The 17279-nt window shown below is 73.3% G+C and carries 17 protein-coding genes; 11 read left to right on the forward strand and 6 right to left on the reverse strand.

The features are described from left to right. Nucleotides 1-57: 57 nt before the first annotated feature. Nucleotides 58-600, forward strand: coding sequence for a CAP domain-containing protein (locus Q8W71_RS03400; RefSeq protein ID WP_305523917.1), 543 nt, complete (start codon nucleotides 58-60; stop codon nucleotides 598-600). Nucleotides 601-711: 111 nt separating this feature from the next. Then, nucleotides 712-1602, forward strand: coding sequence for an alpha/beta hydrolase (locus tag Q8W71_RS03405; protein WP_305523918.1), 891 nt, complete (start codon nucleotides 712-714; stop codon nucleotides 1600-1602). Nucleotides 1603-1611: 9 nt separating this feature from the next. On the opposite strand, the gene Q8W71_RS03410 is transcribed toward Q8W71_RS03405, so the two are convergent. After that, a complete protein-coding gene (locus tag Q8W71_RS03410; RefSeq protein WP_305523919.1) occupies nucleotides 1612-2442 on the reverse strand; it encodes an OmpA/MotB family protein in 831 nt (276 codons plus the stop codon). 1 nt (nucleotide 2443) lies between these two features. After that, the gene (locus Q8W71_RS03415; protein ID WP_305523920.1) at nucleotides 2444-3217 is read right to left on the reverse strand and encodes a motility protein A; all 774 of its coding nucleotides are present in this window, start codon (nucleotides 3215-3217) and stop codon (nucleotides 2444-2446) included. Between the two features lie 259 nt (nucleotides 3218-3476). On the opposite strand from Q8W71_RS03415, the gene Q8W71_RS03420 reads away from it, so the two are divergent. The 4 genes from Q8W71_RS03420 (at nucleotide 3477) to Q8W71_RS03435 (ending at nucleotide 7529) form a co-directional block, all read left to right on the forward strand. Beyond that, nucleotides 3477-5261 carry a glucan ABC transporter ATP-binding protein/ permease gene (locus tag Q8W71_RS03420; RefSeq protein ID WP_305523921.1) on the forward strand — a complete coding sequence of 595 codons (1785 nt, stop codon included), beginning with the start codon at nucleotides 3477-3479 and terminating at the stop codon, nucleotides 5259-5261. A gap of 186 nt (nucleotides 5262-5447) precedes the next feature. After that, nucleotides 5448-6434, forward strand: a complete 987-nt coding sequence (locus tag Q8W71_RS03425) for a phospholipase D-like domain-containing protein (protein WP_305523922.1) — start codon at nucleotides 5448-5450, stop codon at nucleotides 6432-6434. After that, complete coding sequence (locus Q8W71_RS03430; RefSeq protein ID WP_305523923.1) at nucleotides 6412-7005, forward strand: chromate transporter; 594 nt, start codon at nucleotides 6412-6414, stop codon at nucleotides 7003-7005. The genes Q8W71_RS03425 and Q8W71_RS03430 overlap by 23 nt, the downstream gene beginning before the upstream one ends. Continuing rightward, entirely contained in the window at nucleotides 7002-7529 is a 528-nt protein-coding gene (locus tag Q8W71_RS03435; RefSeq protein ID WP_305523924.1) for a chromate transporter, read from the forward strand. Before Q8W71_RS03430 ends, Q8W71_RS03435 begins: the two co-directional genes overlap by 4 nt. Nucleotides 7530-7540: 11 nt before the next feature. Here Q8W71_RS03435 and Q8W71_RS03440 read toward each other — a convergent pair whose 3' ends face one another. Continuing rightward, nucleotides 7541-8410 carry an alpha/beta fold hydrolase gene (locus Q8W71_RS03440; protein WP_305523925.1) on the reverse strand — a complete coding sequence of 290 codons (870 nt, stop codon included), beginning with the start codon at nucleotides 8408-8410 and terminating at the stop codon, nucleotides 7541-7543. After that, nucleotides 8407-9366 (reverse strand): YihY/virulence factor BrkB family protein, encoded by a 960-nt coding sequence (locus tag Q8W71_RS03445; protein WP_305523926.1) that lies wholly within the window; start codon nucleotides 9364-9366, stop codon nucleotides 8407-8409. Before Q8W71_RS03445 ends, Q8W71_RS03440 begins: the two co-directional genes overlap by 4 nt. Before the next feature lie 224 nt (nucleotides 9367-9590). On the opposite strand from Q8W71_RS03445, the gene Q8W71_RS03450 reads away from it, so the two are divergent. The 4 genes from Q8W71_RS03450 to Q8W71_RS03465 all read left to right on the forward strand — a co-directional run bounded on the left by Q8W71_RS03450 (nucleotide 9591) and on the right by Q8W71_RS03465 (nucleotide 14185). After that, the gene (locus Q8W71_RS03450; protein ID WP_305523927.1) at nucleotides 9591-10481 is read left to right on the forward strand and encodes a DMT family transporter; all 891 of its coding nucleotides are present in this window, start codon (nucleotides 9591-9593) and stop codon (nucleotides 10479-10481) included. Between the two features lie 105 nt (nucleotides 10482-10586). Beyond that, nucleotides 10587-12125 (forward strand): FAD-dependent oxidoreductase, encoded by a 1539-nt coding sequence (locus tag Q8W71_RS03455; RefSeq protein WP_305523928.1) that lies wholly within the window; start codon nucleotides 10587-10589, stop codon nucleotides 12123-12125. A gap of 61 nt (nucleotides 12126-12186) precedes the next feature. After that, nucleotides 12187-12393 (forward strand): hypothetical protein, encoded by a 207-nt coding sequence (locus Q8W71_RS03460; protein ID WP_305523929.1) that lies wholly within the window; start codon nucleotides 12187-12189, stop codon nucleotides 12391-12393. 109 nt (nucleotides 12394-12502) lie between these two features. Further along, nucleotides 12503-14185, forward strand: a complete 1683-nt coding sequence (locus tag Q8W71_RS03465) for an acyl-CoA dehydrogenase family protein (protein WP_305523930.1) — start codon at nucleotides 12503-12505, stop codon at nucleotides 14183-14185. Nucleotides 14186-14231: 46 nt separating this feature from the next. Here Q8W71_RS03465 and Q8W71_RS03470 read toward each other — a convergent pair whose 3' ends face one another. Next, nucleotides 14232-14408, reverse strand: a complete 177-nt coding sequence (locus tag Q8W71_RS03470; protein ID WP_305523931.1) for a hypothetical protein — start codon at nucleotides 14406-14408, stop codon at nucleotides 14232-14234. Nucleotides 14409-14539: 131 nt separating this feature from the next. Continuing rightward, nucleotides 14540-15802 carry a glycosyltransferase family 4 protein gene (locus tag Q8W71_RS03475; RefSeq protein WP_305523932.1) on the reverse strand — a complete coding sequence of 421 codons (1263 nt, stop codon included), beginning with the start codon at nucleotides 15800-15802 and terminating at the stop codon, nucleotides 14540-14542. A 107-nt stretch (nucleotides 15803-15909) separates the two neighbouring features. Between Q8W71_RS03475 and Q8W71_RS03480 the strand changes: the two genes are divergently transcribed. Continuing rightward, nucleotides 15910-17181, forward strand: a complete 1272-nt coding sequence (locus tag Q8W71_RS03480) for a glycosyltransferase (RefSeq protein WP_305523933.1) — start codon at nucleotides 15910-15912, stop codon at nucleotides 17179-17181. Nucleotides 17182-17279 lie beyond the last annotated feature (98 nt).

Here is a 17279-nt window from a genome sequence, read left to right on the forward strand (position 1 = left end):
CCGCGGCGGACCGTCCCTATATGTCGGACGTGCGGAGACCGGGGGACGGTGGGCGACATGGCTGATCGGGGGACGGCTTCGGGGGGCGTCGGGCGGGGCGGCGTGCCGCGCCGGCTCGCGGCCCTCGCGGCCCTGGCCGGGACCGCCCTGCTCGGCGCCTGCACCACCGAGGCGCCGCGGACCACCGGCGCCCTGCCGAGCCTCTACCTGCCGCTCGCCAACGACACCGCCCACATCGACGTCGAGGCCGCCCGGGACATGATCTCGGCCTACCGCCGCAACCGCGGCGCGGCGCCCCTGGCCGTCGACCCCGACTTGCAGCGGCTGGCCGAGGCCGAGGCCGCCGCGATGGCCGCGGCCGACCGGCCGAGCCGGGCGCAGACCGTCAAGGCCGCCGTGTCCCATCTCGGCTACGCCGACGTGGGCGCCAACCTCTCGGCGGGCTACCACACGCTCGCCGAAGCGTTCTCCGGCTGGCGCGAGAGCCCGCCCCACGACGCGACGATGCTCGATCCGAAGGCGACGCGGATGGGCATCGCCACCGCCTACGCGCCGGGCTCGAAGTACAAGGTCTACTGGGCCCTGCTGACGGCGAAGTAGGCGGATCCTCGCCGCTTTGCAGGCGGCCCGGGTCGGCCTAACGTGCGCCGGTCCCGCAAGCCCGAGGCGCAAGGTCCCGGCGCAAGTCCCAGGCGCACGTTCGAGGTACAGGTGGCGGATCCCGAACTCGACGCCGTCGTCGCCGCGCTGCGGGCCTCCCCCCGGCCGGCCGATCCGGAGGGGCGCCGCGCCCGCATGGACGCCATCGGCGCGCGCTACCCGCTGCCCGCCGACATCCGCGTCGAGCCGGTGGCGGCGGGCGGCGTCCCGGCGGAGTGGACGTCGGCGCCGGGCGCCGACCCGGCGGCGGCGATCCTGTTCCTGCACGGCGGCGGCTACATGGCCGGCTCGCTCGCCAGCCATCGCCACGTCGCCGCGCAGGCGGCCCAGGAGGCGGGCGTGCGCACCCTCGCGCTGGCCTACCGGCTCAGCCCGGAGCACCCGTTCCCCGCGGCCCTCGACGATGCGCTCGCGGGCTACCGCTTCCTGCGCGCCTCGGGCATCGCGGCGGAGCGCATCGCGCTGGCCGGTGAGAGCGCCGGCGGCGGCTTGGCGCTGGCCGCGGCGATGGCGCTGCGCGCGGCCGGCGAGGCGCTGCCGGCCTGCCTGTGGCTGTCGTCCCCATGGGTCGACCTCGCCCTGACCGGCGCGAGCCTGCGGACCAAGGCGGCGGTCGATCCGCTGCTGCAGACGCCCTACCTCGCCGAACTCGCCGCCGCCTATCGCGGGCAGACCGACGCGCGCGACCCGCGCCTCTCCCCGCTCTACGCGGATCTGTCCGGCCTGCCGCCGACCCTGATCCAGGTCGGCTCCAGCGAGGTGCTCCTCGACGATGCGGTCCGCATCGCGGGCGCCGCGGGCGCCGCCGACGTACCGGTGACGCTGCGGATCTGGCCGCAGATGATCCACGCGTGGCACCTGTTCCACCCGCAGCTCGCGGCCGGGCGCGCCGCGCTGACGGAGGCCGGCCGCTTCGTCCGCGGGTGGATCGCGCCGGCGTGAGGGCGACCCTCAGGGCAGGGCGCGCACCGGCACCGGCGGCGCCTCCTTCAGGAGCGTCACGGTCACCCGGCGGTTGGCGGCGAGGTAGGGGTTGTCGGGGAACATCGGCTCGGTGTCGGCCTTGCCGGCGACCGAGGCGAAGCGGTCGTCCGGCACGCCCGCGCCGGCCAGGATCTCGCGCACGGTGATCGCCCGGTTGGCGGACAGTTCCCACGGCGGGGCAGGGGGGCGCTGCCCCGGCCGGCTCGTGGCGGTGAAGCCGGTCACCGCGATGCGGTTGGGCATCTGGCGCAGCGTCGGCGCCAGCGTCTCGAGGAGGCGCCGGGTCCGCTCGTTCGGCCGGCTCGACCCCTCCGGGAACATCGCGCGGCCGTCCTGATCGACGATCGAGACGTCGAGCCCCCGGACGGTGGGCACAATCATCACGTGCTTCGACACTTCGGCGAAGTCCGGCAGGTCCTGGAGCGCCTGCCGCAGCGAGGCCGCGGCGAGCCCGAAATTCTCCGGCTCGCCGCGATCGGTCAGCCCGACCTCGCTGGACTTGTCGATCTTGGGTGGCGTGGTGCGGTCGCTCGCCTGCTCCGGCGGCACCTCGCGCAGGTACTTCACGTGGTCGGCGGTCGGCAGCCCCTCGGACTCGACGATGCCGGCGAACCGCGACTCCCGGTTCACGCCGAAGGCGTCGCGCATCGAGCCCGCCACGGCCTGCATCTTCTTCTGGTCCTGCGTCGAGTAGGCGGCGATCATCACGAAGAAGCTCATCAAGAGCGCCATCAGATCGGCGAAGGTGACGAACCAGCCGTGACCGCCGTGGGCGCCGCCGCGCTTCTTCTTGGCCATCTCAGGCCGCCGCCTCCAGGAGCGACTCGCGGTGGTTGTGCGGGAGGTAGGCGACCAGCATCTCGCGCACCAGCGTCGGGCTCTTCTGGTCGCGGATCAGCAGGATGCCGTCGATGATCAGCGAGCGCGACACGTCCTCCTCCTCGACCTTCACGTGCAGCTTGTCCGCGATCGGCAGGGCGACGAGGTTGGCGATCAGCGCGCCGTACAGGGTGGCGAGCAGCGCGGTCGCCATCGCGGGCCCGAGCTTGGAGGGGTCGGACATGTTGGCGAACATCGTCACCATGCCGAGGATCGTGCCGATCATGCCCCAGGCCGGGGCGCAGTCCCCGAACGCCCGGTAGATCTTCGAGCCCTCGTCGAGATGCATCAGGAAGTTGTCGCGGTCGCGCTCCATCGTGTCGCGGATGAATTCGCGGTCGTAGCCGTCGGCGATGTAGCGCGCCCCCTGCGCCAGGAACGGGTCCGAGATCTCCATGTTCTCCAGCGCCATCGGGCCGCTCTTGCGCACCGTCTCGGCGATCCGGGTGATCTCCTCGATCAGGTCGTGCGGCTTCACCGCGCGCATGGTGAAGGCGTAGCGCAGACCCATCGGCACGCCGTGGGCGATGGTCGAGAACGGGAAGCGGATCACGGTGGCCATGACCGAGCCGCCGAAGATGACGATCACCGCGTGCTTGTCGAAGTAGGCGGCGAAGTTGCCGCCGTCGATCATGATCAGCGTGAACACCACGCCGACGCCGCCGAGCAGCCCGACACCGGTTGCGAGATCCATGGTGACGCCTGTCGCGATCCGTGCCGGGTGTGGCGCCCGTGCCGTTGCGGAGCGCGCGGGACCAGCCTTAGGAAAACGTGCTGAACGAACCGTAAAGACCGGCCGCTCCCTGCACGCGCCCGTCATCGCCCGTTCAGGCGGGCCCGCGCATAAGCCGTGCGGTCAGAGGGGGTTGGCGGTCCGATTCGGGTCGCAGGCCCGTAAAGGTTGAGCGCGAGACCCGGGTAACACGGGCCGCGCGAGGGTCGGCGTCGGAGCGGTGGCGATGGTTCGTCTGTACGGGCGGGTCCTGGGTTTCCTCCAGGCTGAGCGGGGACTGGCGGTGGCGCTGGCCGCCGCCAACGTGGCGCTGGCGGTGGCGGCCTTCGCCGAACCGCTGCTGATGGGCCGCATCATCGACGGGCTGACGCATCTCAAGCGCGGCGGCGACGCGATGGGCTCGATGCTGCCGCTGATCCTCGCCTGGGTCGGCTTCGGCTTCTTCACGATCGGGGCGGGGGTGTTCATCGCGCTCCACGCCGACCGGCTCTCCCACCGCAACCGGCTCTCCAGCATGGCGAGCTACTTCGAGCACGTGCTCGACCTGCCGCTGGCCTTCCACTCCGCCAACCACTCGGGCCGCGTCCTGAAGGCGATGCTGGAGGGCACCAACGGCATGGCGTGGCTGTGGCTCGGCTTCTTCCGCGACCACCTCGTCGCGCTGGTCTCGCTCGGCGTGCTGCTGCCGATGACCCTGTTCATCAACTGGCAGCTCGGCTCGATCCTCGTGGTGCTGGTGCTCGCCTTCACGGCGCTCACCACCTTCGTGATGCGCCGCACCGAGACGCTCCAGGGCCAGGTGGAGATGTTCAACTCGGGGCTGGCCGCGCACGCCTCCGACGCGCTCGGCAACGTCGCCGTCATCCAGTCCTTCACCCGCGCCAAGGCGGAGAAGGAGGCGATGCGCGACATCATCACCAACCTGCTCGCCGCCCAGATCCCGGTCCTGTCGTGGTGGGCGCTCGCCAACGTGGCGACCCGCGCCTCGGCGACGATCACCATGACGGCGATCTTCGTCACCGGCATCTCGCTCTACCAGGCCGGCACCACCACGGTCGGCGAGGTCGTGGCCTTCATGAGCCTCGCCACCGCCTTCGTCTCGCGCCTCGACCACGTGGTCGGCTTCGTCAACGGCCTGTTCCAGCAGGCGCCGAAGATCGCGGAGTTCTTCGAGATCTACGACACCGTGCCCGCCGTGCGCGACCGGCCGCACGCGAAGCAGGTGGCCCGCTTCGAGGGCGAGGTGTCCTTCGACGCGGTGACCTTCTCCTACGACGGCCGCCGCCGCGCCCTCGACGGCGTGTCGTTCTCGGCCAAGCCCGGCGAGACCGTGGCCCTGGTCGGCACCACCGGCTCGGGCAAGTCGACCACGCTCGGCCTCCTGCACCGCAGCTTCGACCCGGCCTCGGGCGCGATCCGGGTCGACGGGATGGACGTGCGCGACATCGGCCTCTCGTCCCTGCGCCACAACATCGGCGTGGTGTTCCAGGAGCCTATGCTGTTCGCTCGCTCGATCCGCGAGAACCTCCAGGTCGGCCGCCCCGACGCCACCGACGCCGAGATGCTCGACGCGCTGGAGCGCGCCCAGGCCGGCGAGTTCATGGCCCGCCAGCCGAACGGGCTCGACACGGTGATCGGCGAGCGCGGCCGCTCGCTCTCGGGGGGCGAGCGCCAGCGGCTCTCGATCGCCCGGGCGCTCCTGAAGAACCCGCCGATCCTGATCCTCGACGAGGCGACCTCGGCGCTGGACGCCGCCACCGAGCGCAAGCTCCAGGGCGCGCTGGAGGCGGTGATGGAGGGGCGGACCACGTTCGTGATCGCCCACCGCCTCGCCACGATCCGCGACGCCGACCGCATCCTGGTCTTCCACGAGGGCCGGATCGTCGAGGCCGGCACCTTCGACGAGCTGGTCGCGCAGGACGGCCGCTTCGCCGACCTCGCCCGCGCCCAGTTCATGGCGGCGCAGGCCGACGAGGACGAGCCGGGTTACGCGCTCGCCGCCTGAGAGCCGGGGGCCAGGGACGAGGGGGCCGTGCCGCGGGCCCCGCCCGGAGACGGGCGGGGCCCGAACGGCGTGCGGGGCGACGGATCCTGCCGGGTGTTGCCGTTTTCCCGTCGCCTCGCCCGCGGCGATGTGTGACAACCGACAGCCGAGCCTGCCCCAGGCCTGTGAACCGCCCCGCTCCCCGCCATGCACGCGCCCCAGCTCATCGTCCAGCCGGACCACGGCATCGAACCGGTCGTCGCGCTGATGCGCAGCGCCGGGCGAGAACTCCTGCTGAAGCAGTTCACCTTCGACCACCCCGTCCTGCTCGACGAGGTGCTGGCGCGCTACAGCCGCGGCGTGGCGGTGCGCGTCCTCTTGAACGGGGCCAAGGCCACGGGCGAGCGGATCAACGACGGCACCTTCACCCGGCTGGAGGCGGCGGGCGTGCCGGTGCGGTGGACGCCGCAGCACTTCCTCGTCACCCACGAGAAGTCGATGGTCGTCGACGGCGCCCGGGCGATGGTCGCGACGTTCAACTTCATGGAGAAGTACTTCACCAAGACCCGCGACTACGCGGTGGTCCTGTCCGATGCCGCCCGGGTGGAGGGCATCCGGAACTGCTTCGAGGTCGATTGGGAGGGGGCCACCTCCGAGCCCGACGGCGAGGCCGGCCTGTCCTGGAGCCCCGGCGGCGCGCGCGCGGTCCTGTGCGACCTGCTCGACAGCGCCGAGCGCAGCATCGACATCGCGCACCCGAAATTCGCGGAGCCGGTGATCTTCGAGCGGATCTTCGCCGCCCTGGGCCGCGGCGTCCGCGTGCGCCTGCTGTGCGGCGGCAAGCACGGCCTCCACCAGCCGGACATGATGTACTCCTTCGCCCTGTGGCGGCTGTTCCGCGAGGCCGGCGGCCGGCTGCACAAGCAGCGCGGCCTGCGCAGCCACGGCAAGATCGTGATCGTCGACGAGGAGCGCGTCTATCTCGGCACGCAGAACCTCGACCAGGCCGCCTTCGACCTCCGGCGCGAACTCGGCGTGACCGTGACCGACATCTCCGTGGTCGGGGCGATCTGCGCGGTCTACGAGGCGGACTGGGCGGAGTCGCGCCGCTACGAGCCGCCCTACCCGATCGAGGCGCCGGACGCGGCGGAGAACGCGGAGTTCGAGGCGGATGCCGACCTCCGGCACGGCTGAGGCCGCCCCGTCCGCGCCCGCACCCAGCCTTCAGGAGCTGTTCTGGCTGTTCAGCCGGCTGACGATGGTCAGCTTCGGCGGCGGCCTCACGGCCTGGGCGCGCAAGCTGATCGTCGAGGACAAGGGCTGGCTCGACGACGCCGAGTTCCTGAGCGCCTACGCGCTCGCCCGGGTGCTGCCCGGCGCCAACCAGGCGAACTTCGCGATCTACGTCGGGCACCGCTTCCGCGGCGTGCCCGGCGCGGTGGTGTCCCTGCTCGGCCTGACGCTGGTGCCGTTCTGCATCGTGGTCGGGCTCGCCTGGGCGTATTTCGGGTCCGGCGCGGCGCCCGCCGTGCAGGACGCCCTGCGCGGCGTCACCGCCGGCGCGGTCGGACTCGCCCTGGCCGCCGGCCTGAAGACGGGGGAGGCGTTCGCCCGCCAGCCCATCGCGCTGGGCTTCATCGTCCTGGCGTTCGGCGGCTCGATCCTGCTGCACCTGCCGCTGCTCGCCGTGCTGGCGATCCTCGCCCCGCCGGCCTTCCTGCTGGCGTGGCGGCAGGCGCAGCACAGCCGCGGAGAGGAGCCGTGAAGGTCTCCGACCTCCTCGCGCTGGCGACCTTCTTCAGCACCCTGTCGATCCTGTCGATCGGCGGCAGCAACAGCGTCGTGCCGGAGATGGCCCGCCACGCGGTGGGCGAGGCGCACTGGCTGACCAGCGACGCCTTCTCGGACATCTTTGCGATCTCCCAGGCCGCGCCGGGGCCGAGCAACCTGATCGTCGCGATGATCGGCTACAAGGTCGCCGGGATCACCGGCGCGGTGGTCGCGCAGGCGGCGATGATGCTGCCGGCGGGGCTCCTGATGATCGTCGTGTCGCGGATCTGGCAGTCCACCTCGGGCAGCGCGTGGCACGTCGCCCTGGAGCGGGCGCTCGGGCCGATCGCGGTGGGGCTGATCCTGGCGAGCGGCTGGACGGTGGCCGAGGGCGCCGGCTTCTCGATCCGCGGCTACGTCGCCGCGGCCCTGTGCACTCTGCTGTTCTGGCGCACCAAGTTCAGCCCGCTCCCGGTGCTGGCCGCCGCGGGCGTCCTGGGCTGGGCCGGCATCATCTGAGGCGCTGACCCTCAGGCCCAGCCGATCCGCGCGAAGAAGCCGCCGATCTCCGTAGCCGCCCGGTCGGGGTCCTCCCGGTGCGGGAAGTGGCCGACATCCGGGAACGGCGCGAGATCGAGGTCGGAGAAGGTCTCGCCGAGCCTGTCGGTCCAGGCGTAGGGGAAGAGCGGGTCGTGCTCGGCCCAGCGCACGCAGGTCGGCACCGCGATCGGCGGCAGCGGCGGCGCCTCCCCCGCCATCATCGCCACACGGGCCCCGTGCGAGGCGCGGTAATGCGCGAAGCCGCCCGCGAGGTTGCCGGGCTTGAGGAAGGTGTCGACGAAGGCGTCGAGCGCCGCGCCCTCCGCCCAGGGGCGGTGCGACCAGTGCCGCAGGATGTGGCCGATGTAGAGGGCGCAGGTCTCGCGGCTGGCGCCGACGAGCGCCGGAGCGAACGGCATCTGGTTGAAGGACTGATACCAGATCTCGTTGAGGCGGTCGGGCGCGCCCATCCGCGGGCCGATGCCGGGGTAGACGAAGTCGAACAGGAACAGGCCCGCGCAGCGCTCGGGCGCCGCGCGGGCGAGCGGCTGGATCACCCCGCCGCCGACATCGTGGCCGACGATGCCCGCGCACCCGATGTCAAGGACGTCGAGGAGCGCCACCATGTCGGCCGCGTGGTCGGGGGGGGCGAACGGGCCGTCCGGCTTGTCGCTGTCGCCGAAGCCGCGCAGGTCCGGGGCGATCAGGGTGTGGCGGGAGGCCAGGCGCTCCATCACCGGCTCCCAGGTCCACCAGAATTCCGGCCAGCCGTGGAGCAGGAGCAGCGGCGGCCCGGAGCCGAGGCGGGCCACGTGGAGGTTCGCGCCGTTGGCGGCGACGCTCAGGTGTTCGACCGTCATGCCCCCTCCCGTGTCGGTCCGGATGAAGACCCCGGTGCCGCGCCCTGCGCCGCCCCGGGTGCAGCCCCGGGGGCAGCCCCTTGCGCCGCCGCCTGCCGCGCCCGCATCCGCGCCTGGAGGCGGGTGCGGCGCGCCGCGATCACCGTGCCGTTCACCTCGCCGCCGAACAGGAACATGGCGGCGAGCCAGTAGACGAACACCAGGAACACCATCGCGGTGGCCAGCCCCCCGTAGGTGGAGGCGTAGGCGTTCGAGAACCGCTCCAGATAGTAGCCGAAGCCGAGCCCGGCGAGGAACCACAGCAGCAGCGTCACCGCGATCCCCGGCAGGACCGAGAGGATCGAGCGGCGCCCGGCCGCCACGAACTTGTGGGCGATGACGAGGATGACGGCGAGCAGGAGCGCGGTGATCCCGATCCGGGCGATGGCCACCGTCAGGCTCAGCGGCTCCAGCCCCGGCGCGACGAGCACGACGTTGCGCCAGATCAGCGGCCCGAGCACCACGAGCAGCGCGAAGGCCAGCATCGCGAAGGCGCCGCAGACGACGTAGCCGATCGATTCGAGCCGGGTCAGCCACCACGGCCGCATCTCGCGCAGGCCGTAGGCGCGGTTGAGCCCGACCCGCAGCGACTCGACCCCGGAGGAGGAGAAGTACAGGGCGAGGGCCGCGCCGAGCGTCAGCACCCCGCCGCGCTGCTCGGTGAGCACCCGGTGGACCTCCCCCGCGATCGGCCCGGCGATCTCCCGCGGCCACGCGTCGAAGATCAGGGTGCCGGCCTCGTCGGCCAGCGACTGCGTGCCGAACAGGCCGGCGAGCGCGGCGAGCAGGATCAGGAACGGGAACAGCGAGGTCAGGATCGACAGGGCGATGTGGCTCGCGATCGCCCAGCCGTCGTGGGCGACGAAGCGCTGCGCGGCGAGCCCCGCGACTTCGAGACCGGAGCGGAAGGGTTTCACGCGCTCGAACCGTCCTCGCGGCTCCGCGGCACCGTCGCGCCGCTCCGCGCCCGTCGATGGCCGCGGCGGGGCCGGCCCGTCAATGGCGCCGGGCGGCGCCCGGCGCGATCGGCCGGCGGTGACGCCTCCCGGCAACGCCGGGCCGCAGACGCCCGGTTCTGTCGCGGGGCGGGCGCGAACGCCGTTGCCGCCGGGCCCGGCGCCGTGCAGGCGTCGCCCCCGACATGCTCCGCTCCCCGATCCTGCCGCGCCGCGCCGCGGATCTCGCCCCCGGCCTGTTCGTCCTGATCTGGGCGACCGGGTTCATCGTCGCTCGGGGCATCGCCCCGCACATGGACGCCTTCACCTTCTCGGCCCTGCGCTTCGCGGCGGTGACGCTGGTGCTCGGCCTCGTGGCGCTCGCGGCCGGCGCGCGCTTCCCGGGCACCGGGGCGCGCTGGGGCGGCCCGCTGGTCGCCGGATTCCTGATGCAGGGGGTCTACCTGTGCGGGACGCTCTGGGCCGTGAGCCGCGGGCTGCCCGCGGGCATCGCCGCCCTCGTCGGCAGCCTGCAACCGCTGATGACCGCGGGGCTCGCCGGCCCGCTGCTCGGCGAGCGCGTCAGCGGCCGGCGGATCCTCGGCATCGTCCTCGGCTTCGCCGGGGCGGGCCTCGTGCTCGCCCCGAAGGTCGGCGCCGCGGACCCCGCCGGGATCCCGCCGACGGCGCTCGCCGTCTCCTTCGCGGCGGTCGTCGCGCTCACGCTCGGTACCCTGTGGCAGAAGCGGGCCGGCGGGGGCGGGGACGTGCTCGCCGACGCGGTGATCCAGTTTCTCGGCGGCCTTGCCTGCGCCGTGCCGCTCGCGCTCCTCCTCGGCAGCCGGACGATCGATCCCGCCCCGGCCCTGTGGTTCGGGCTCGGTTGGGCGGTGGTCGTCAACTCGGTCGCCGGAATCCTGCTGCTGCTGGCGTTGATCCGGCGCGGCGCGGTGGCGGGGGTCGCCTCGCTGTTCTTCCTCGTGCCGCCGGTCGCCGCGGCGATGGGCTACGCCCTGTTCGGCGAGGCCCTGACGCTCGTGCAGATCGGCGGCATGGTGCTGGCGGCGCTCGGCGTCGCCGTGGCGAGCCGGGGCTGAGCCGGCGCCGCATCGTCGCGGGTCGGCAACCTCCGCGGCGTCCGGGACTTACTGCGGCGGAACCGGGCGCGCGGGCGCCCGGCGGGGAGGGGGCGTCGAGGGCGCATGCCGCAGGAGATCCGGATCCGGCTCGATGCCATCCCCCTCGGCGGCAAGGCCGAGGGCGCGTCCGGCGACGACAAGGTCCTGTTCGTGCGCGACGCGGGGGGTGTTCGTGCCTTCCAGGCGACATGTCCCCATCTCGGCGCGCCGCTCGCCAAGGGCGAGATCTGCGGGAGCCGCCTCTACTGCCCCTGGCACAAGGCCGCCTTCGACCTCGCCGACGGCGCCCTCGCCGAGCCGCCCGCCCTCGAACCGCTGACCCGCTTCCCCGTCCGGATCGAGGGCGACGAGGCGGTGGCGACCCTGGCGCCCGAGCCCGCCGCCCCGAAGCCGGCCCGCGCCGAGGCCGGCAGCGTGCTCGTCGTCGGCACCGGCGCTGCGGCCGTCGCCTGCGTGACGAGCCTGCGCCGCGCGGGATTCGCGGGTCCGATCACGATGGTCGGCCGCGAGCCGCATCCGCCCTACGACCGGACCAAGCTGTCCAAGCAGTTCCTGGCCAAGCCGACCCCGCCGGAAAAGACGTGGCTGGAGCCCGACTTCGCCGCCGCGCACGGGATCGAGCGGATCGTGGCCGAGGCGGTCCGGATCGATCCCTCCGCCCGCAGCGTCGGCCTGGCGGACGGGCGCACCCGCGCGGCGGACGCCCTGGTGATCGCCACCGGCAGCCGCGCCGCGATCCCCGATTTCCCCGGCACCGACCTGCCCGGCGTGATGACCCTGCGCAGCCTCGACGACGCGGTCCGCCTCAGCGCGGCGGCGGAGGAGGCGAAGCGCGTCGTGGTGGTCGGCGCCGGCTTCATCGGGCTTGAGGCCGCGGCCTTCCTGACCAAGCGCGGGCTCGACGTGACCGTGCTCGCCCGCGAGCCGGTCCCGTTCGCCCAGCGGTTCGGCGAAGCGGTCGGCGCGGCGCTCAAGGCGTATCACGCCGGCAACGGCGTGCGCTTCGAGACCGGGCGCGTCGCCCGCGTCACCGGGAGCGGGCGCGTCGCGGCGGTGGAGACGCAGGACGGCCGCGCGCTGCCGGCCGACCTCGTTTTGATCGGCGCGGGCGCCGCCCCGGAGACGGGGACCATCGCAGGCCTCGCCCCCAACGAGAGCGGCGGCCTGCCGGTCGGCGGCGATCTCCGGATCGCCGAGCGCGCCTGGATCGCCGGGGACATCGCCGCCTTCCCCGAGCGCGGCAGCGGGACGCGGGCGCGCATCGAGCACTGGCGCCTCGCCCAGCAGCACGGGCTGCACGTCGCCCGCGCGATCCTCGGGGATCGGAGCGACTTCGCGGGCGCGCCGTTCTTCTGGAGCAACCAGGGCGACAAGCGCCTCGACTACGGCGGCTACGCCCCGGGCTTCGACCGGATCATCCTCCAGGGCGACGCGGACGCGCTCGACTTCATCGCCTTCTACGTCCGCGATGATCGGGTGACGGCAGCCTGCAGCATCGGGCGCAACGCCGCCTTCACGGCCTTCCTGCACCTGCTCGGCGAGGGACGGGTGCCGAGCCCGGCGGCGATCGAGGCAGGCGCCGACCTGCGGGCGCTCGCGTGACCGACATCCGGGGTCCGGCCGCCGGGCCCCCGCAAGCGCGCTTCGCGCGGGAGGAGACCGCATGAACTCCATCGTCGTCGTCGCCCTGGTCTGCGCCGCCTCGGTCCAGGCCCCGGACTGCTCGCGCGAGACCGCGCTCGACGTGATCACGGGGCCCGCCCACACCCTCCAGGAATGCCTGATCCAGGGGCCGGTGCTCGCCGCCAATGCCGGCTTCAAGGGCGAGGACGGGGCCTACGTGAAGACCCGCTGCGAGCCCAAGCGCTGACGCGCGTCTTCAACTTCAGTTCAAGACCAGAGCAACGGAATCTGTTTCGGGCCCGGCGCCGGACGCGGTAGAAGGCGCCCGAACAGATCGTCAGACGCGAGCCAACGCCATGTCCGCATCCCCCGCCGTCCAGTCCGAGCCGCAGGACGTCGTCGCCCTCGTGAGAGACGCGGGCCAGAGCGCCAAGAAGCTGGTGGCCGAGGCCACGCGGCGCGTGCGCGCCCGGGTGCTCGGCACCGACGGGCGGATCGACGCCGCCAAGCTCGAAGCGCAGCAGCACGCCGCCCACGGGCTGGCGTGGCTCGCGACCTACGCCGAGGCGGTGGCCGAACTCGGCGGCTACGCCGAGCGGCTGACCGCGGAGGGCCGCTTCGGGGAGACCGAGGCGCTGCTCGTGCGGATCGGCGCGGGCGAGTACCTGGAGCAGCTCTTCTCCGGCATCCCGATGAGCCAGGGCGAGATGGTCCGCCCGACCGGCTCGATCGGCCTGTCGGCGAAGGAAGTGGCGCAGTTCCGCACCGATGCGGTCGAGGCGGTGATCGCCGAGGGCAACACGCCGGAGAACCGCGCGGCCCTGGTCGCGCTGATGCGGGACGGCGGCGGCGCGGCGACGGTGGGCGCCTCCGGCCTCGACGAGGACATGGAGGCGATCCGCTCCGAGATGCGCCGCTTCGGCAAGGCCGAGGTGGTCGATCAGGCGCACGAGTGGCACTTGAAGAACGCCTACATCCCGATGTCCGTCGTCGAGAAGATGGCCGAACTCGGCGTGTTCGGGCTGACGATCCCCGAGGAGTACGGCGGCATGGGCATGCCCAAGGCCGCGATGTGCGTGGTCTCGGAGGAATTGTCTCGCGCCTATATCGGCGTCGGCTCGCTCGGCACCCGCTCGGAGATCGCCGCCGAGCTGATCCTGTGCGGCGGCACCGAGGAGCAGAAGAGCCGCTTCCTGCCGCGCATCGCCTCCGGTGAGATCCTGCCCACCGCCGTGTTCACCGAGCCGAACACCGGCTCCGACCTCGCGAGCTTGCGCACCCGCGCGGTGAAGGAGGGCGACGCCTGGAAGATCACCGGCAACAAGACCTGGATCACCCATCCCGTCCGCGCCGACATCATGACGGTGCTGGTGCGCACCAAGCCGGAGGAGAAGGGCCACAAGGGCCTCTCCATGCTGATCGCCGAGAAGCCGCGCGGGGACGACGCGAACCCCTTCCCGGTCGACGGCCTGTCGGGCGGCGAGATCGAGGTGCTCGGCTACCGCGGCATGAAGGAGTACGAGCTGGCCTTCGAGGGGTTCGAAGTGCCCGCCGCCAACCTCCTCGGCGAGGTCGAGGGCAAGGGCTTCGCCCAGCTCATGCAGACCTTCGAATCGGCCCGCATCCAGACGGCGGCCCGGGCCATCGGCGTCGCGCAGGCCGCCCTCGACGTGGCCTCGCGCTACGCCGAGGAGCGGGTGCAGTTCGGCAAGGCGCTGGTCAACTTCCCGCGCGTGTCCGACAAGCTCGCGATGATGGCGGTGGAGATCAACATCGCCCGCCAGCTCACCTACTTCTCCGCCCGCGAGAAGGACGCGGGCAAGCGCTGCGACCTCGAAGCGGGAATGGCCAAGCTGCTCGGCGCCCGCGTCGCCTGGGCGGCCGCCGACAACGCCCTCCAGATCCACGGCGGCAACGGCTTCGCCCTGGAGTACCAGGTCAGCCGCCTGCTCTGCGACGCGCGCATCCTCTCGATCTTCGAGGGCGCGGCCGAGATCCAGGCACAGGTGATCGCCCGGCGGCTGCTGGAGACCGCCTGAGGCGGTAAGGCCCGTCCCGGCCGGCCGGGGCGGGCCAACGGGCTTCCTACTTCGTCACCTTCACCGAGACCGGATCGCTCGACGGGAACGTCTCCTCCAGCGCCTCATCGAGCCGCTCGTTCATCTTCTCCTGCTTGTTGTCCGGGTTGGTCTTGTCGCCCGGCTTGGCGCTGCCCTGCTGGAAGCCGGGCTTGTCGGTCTGCGCCTTCTGATCGTCGGTCATCGCGTCTCCTCGGGTCGTCACGGGGGCACCCGCGCGGGGGGGCCGGTCGCGGTTCAACGCGAGGCGGCGCCGGTGTTTCCGTTTTTTCGGGGGACGCGGCGTTCACGCTGCGCCGCCGTCGGCGTGCCGGGTCAGGCGGGCACGGGCGCGGAGGCGTGGCGGGCCGGCGCGCCGCGCACGGTCGCGCCGCGCATCACCGCCTCGTAGACCGCGCTCAGCCGGTCGAGATGGGCGTCGGGGGTCAGCGGCGCCGCCCAGTAGCGGGCGTGCGCCGCCCGGCCCATCCGGCGGCTCACGCCGTCGTCGGACAGGCGGCGCAGGTGGGCGGCGAGCGCGTCCGCGTCGCCCGAACGGAACCAGAAGCCGGTCTCCCCGTCGACCACCGCCTCGCGGCCGGCGCAGGCGTCGCTGACGATCACCGGCGTCCCGCAGGCCAGCGCCTCGTAGACGGTGAGCGGCTGGCCCTCGTACCAGACGCTCGGGAAGACCAGCGCGCGGGCCTCCCGCATCAGCGCCTGCACCGCGCCCGCGTCCCGCCAGCCGAGCATCACCGCCTCGGGATAGCGCGCCTCCAGGTCCGCCCGCTCGGTGCCGTCGCCGACGAACACGGCCCGGACCCCGGCCCGACGCGCGGCCTCCGCGAAGACCGGCGCGCCCTTCTCGGTCGAGACCCGGCCGACGAACAGGAAATCGCCCGGCGCCCCCTCGCCCGGCGGGGCGGGCGCCACGGAGATCGGGTTGTCGACCCGGTGGAAGACGGTGCCGCGCGGCAGCAGAGGCCGGATCACGCTCTCTTGCAGGTCGCTGATCGTGATCACGTCGTGGAACAGCTCCGGGAGCCGCGCCACCTGCGCGAGGCCGACGTGGCGCAGCATCCGCGCCACCTTGCGGGGATAGCTGCGCATGTCGCAGTCGGTGGTGACGCAGGACGCCGACATCGGCGCCCGCCGACAGATCGCCTCCGCCCGGTAATCGTAGAAGCCGCCCGTGGGGCAGACCATGAAGAACTCGTGCATCGTGTAGAGGCACGGCAGGCCCGAGGCCCGCAGCGCCGGGCCGATCGCCGGCGACAGCGCCTTGGCGAAGGCGTGGACGTGGACCAGCGTGTCGCGGGCGTCGTACCGGGCGAGCTCGGCGGCCAGAGCCCGGGCCGCGCGCCCGTTCCAGATCGCCTGGGCGGCGAAGGCCAGCTTGTTGCGGGCGGTCGTCACGTCGTCCTGGTCGAGGCAGACGACGCGCACGCCGGCGGGCTCGAGGCGCGGATCGACCGGGCCGACCGCCGCGAACAGGCTGACGCGCACGCCTCGGCCGGCGAGGCCGAGGGCGGACTCGATCGCGACCTTAGCCTGGCCGCCGTTGATCGCGGCGTGGTCGGCGACGAGGACGACGTGCACGGCTTCGTTCCCCGTCCCGGTGGCTCCCGCGAGCGTAATCCCGGCGCGGTTGATCCCCCGTAAACCGGCCGCGCCTAGGCTGAAGGCACCTGTCCCCGGGGCGCCGCATGCACGTCGTGATCCTGGCCGAGTTCGCGTCCGCCAGCGGCGGTGCCGAGAAGGTCGCCCTCGAATCCGCCCGCGGCCTCGCCGAGTCCGGCGTCGACGTCACCTACATCCAGGGCATCACCGGTCCCGTGGACGATCTCCTCGACCACGCGCGGATCCGGCGGGTCGAGCTCGGGCTGCCGGACATCTGGTCGCTCGGGGCGGCGCGCGCGGCGGCGGCCGGGATCTGGCACGCGGCTGCCGCCGCGCGGCTCGCCGCCGCCCTCGACGGGCTGGCCCGGCGGCCGGACTGCGTCCACCTGCACCAGTGGACCCGCAGCCTGTCACCCGCCGTGTTCCCGGTCCTGTACCGCCCCGGTGCGCCGGTGGCGGTGACCCTGCACGACTACTTCCTCGCCTGCCCGAACGGCGTCTACTACCGGTTCGACCGGGGCGAGCCCTGCGCCCTGCGGCCGCTGTCGGCGGCCTGTCTCGCCGCGCCCTGCGACGCGCGCAGCCGCGCGCACAAGCTGGTGCGCGTCGCCCGCACCGCCGTGCTGAGCCGGGTCCTGGCGGGCCGGCCGCTCCACGCGGTGCACGTCTGCGACGCCAGCCGGCGTCGGATGGGCGACCTGCTCGGCGGCTACCGGCTGACCCATCACCGGATCGACAACCCGGTGCGGGCCGCGGACGGGCCGCCCGCGGCCCCGGCCTCGGGCGACGCCGTCGCCTATGTCGGCCGGCTCACCCGCGAGAAGGGCGCCGACCTCGTGGCCGAGGCCGCCCGCGCCGCCGGGCTGCCGGCCCTGTTCATCGGCGACGGCCCGCTCGCCGACGACCTGCGCGCCCGCCCCGGCGTCGCGGTGATCGGCTGGCAGAAGCCCGAGGCGGTGTGGGAGATCCTGCGGCGGCGCGCCCGCGCCCTCGCGGCACCCTCGCGCTGGTACGAGACCGGCCCGCTCACCGTCTACGAGGCGCTGGCGGCGGGCATTCCGGTGGTCGCCTCGGAGCGGTCGGGCGCCGCGGAGAAGGTCCGGCACGGGCAGACCGGGTTCGTGGTGGCACCGGAGGTCGGCCCCCTGGCCGAGGCCTTCGCGGCCCTGCGCGACGACGGGCGGGCCGCCGCCCTCGGCGCCGCGGCCCGGGAGTGGTTCCGGCGGGCGCCGATGGACCTCGCAACCCACGCCGCGGCGCTGCGGACTTTCTATGAGGGCATGGGATTTCGGTCTGACGCGGTGCAGCATGCGGCGCGCACCCTCGGACCAGCGGCGCCGCCAATCGGAATGCCCTAGTCGATCGCGCGCAAACTTTTTCGTGATCTCGCGGGCGCCCCCGGAGATCCGGGGACGCGGGATCACCGCCCTATTGCGGGTTCCAGCGGTCAGATCTC

Origin of the sequence: Methylobacterium amylolyticum (genome assembly GCF_030700245.1) — a bacterium.
Taxonomy (GTDB): domain Bacteria; phylum Pseudomonadota; class Alphaproteobacteria; order Rhizobiales; family Beijerinckiaceae; genus Methylobacterium.

Coding starts and splice junctions, on each gene's coding strand:
- Q8W71_RS03400 (WP_305523917.1), top strand. CDS start 58: ATGGCTGATCGGGGGACGGCTTCGGGGGGCGTCGGGCGGGGCGGCGTG.
- Q8W71_RS03410 (WP_305523919.1), bottom strand. CDS start 2,442: ATGGCCAAGAAGAAGCGCGGCGGCGCCCACGGCGGTCACGGCTGGTTC.
- Q8W71_RS03415 (WP_305523920.1), bottom strand. CDS start 3,217: ATGGATCTCGCAACCGGTGTCGGGCTGCTCGGCGGCGTCGGCGTGGTG.
- Q8W71_RS03425 (WP_305523922.1), top strand. CDS start 5,448: ATGCACGCGCCCCAGCTCATCGTCCAGCCGGACCACGGCATCGAACCG.
- Q8W71_RS03430 (WP_305523923.1), top strand. CDS start 6,412: ATGCCGACCTCCGGCACGGCTGAGGCCGCCCCGTCCGCGCCCGCACCC.
- Q8W71_RS03440 (WP_305523925.1), bottom strand. CDS start 8,410: ATGACGGTCGAACACCTGAGCGTCGCCGCCAACGGCGCGAACCTCCAC.
- Q8W71_RS03450 (WP_305523927.1), top strand. CDS start 9,591: ATGCTCCGCTCCCCGATCCTGCCGCGCCGCGCCGCGGATCTCGCCCCC.
- Q8W71_RS03455 (WP_305523928.1), top strand. CDS start 10,587: ATGCCGCAGGAGATCCGGATCCGGCTCGATGCCATCCCCCTCGGCGGC.
- Q8W71_RS03460 (WP_305523929.1), top strand. CDS start 12,187: ATGAACTCCATCGTCGTCGTCGCCCTGGTCTGCGCCGCCTCGGTCCAG.
- Q8W71_RS03465 (WP_305523930.1), top strand. CDS start 12,503: ATGTCCGCATCCCCCGCCGTCCAGTCCGAGCCGCAGGACGTCGTCGCC.
- Q8W71_RS03470 (WP_305523931.1), bottom strand. CDS start 14,408: ATGACCGACGATCAGAAGGCGCAGACCGACAAGCCCGGCTTCCAGCAG.
- Q8W71_RS03480 (WP_305523933.1), top strand. CDS start 15,910: ATGCACGTCGTGATCCTGGCCGAGTTCGCGTCCGCCAGCGGCGGTGCC.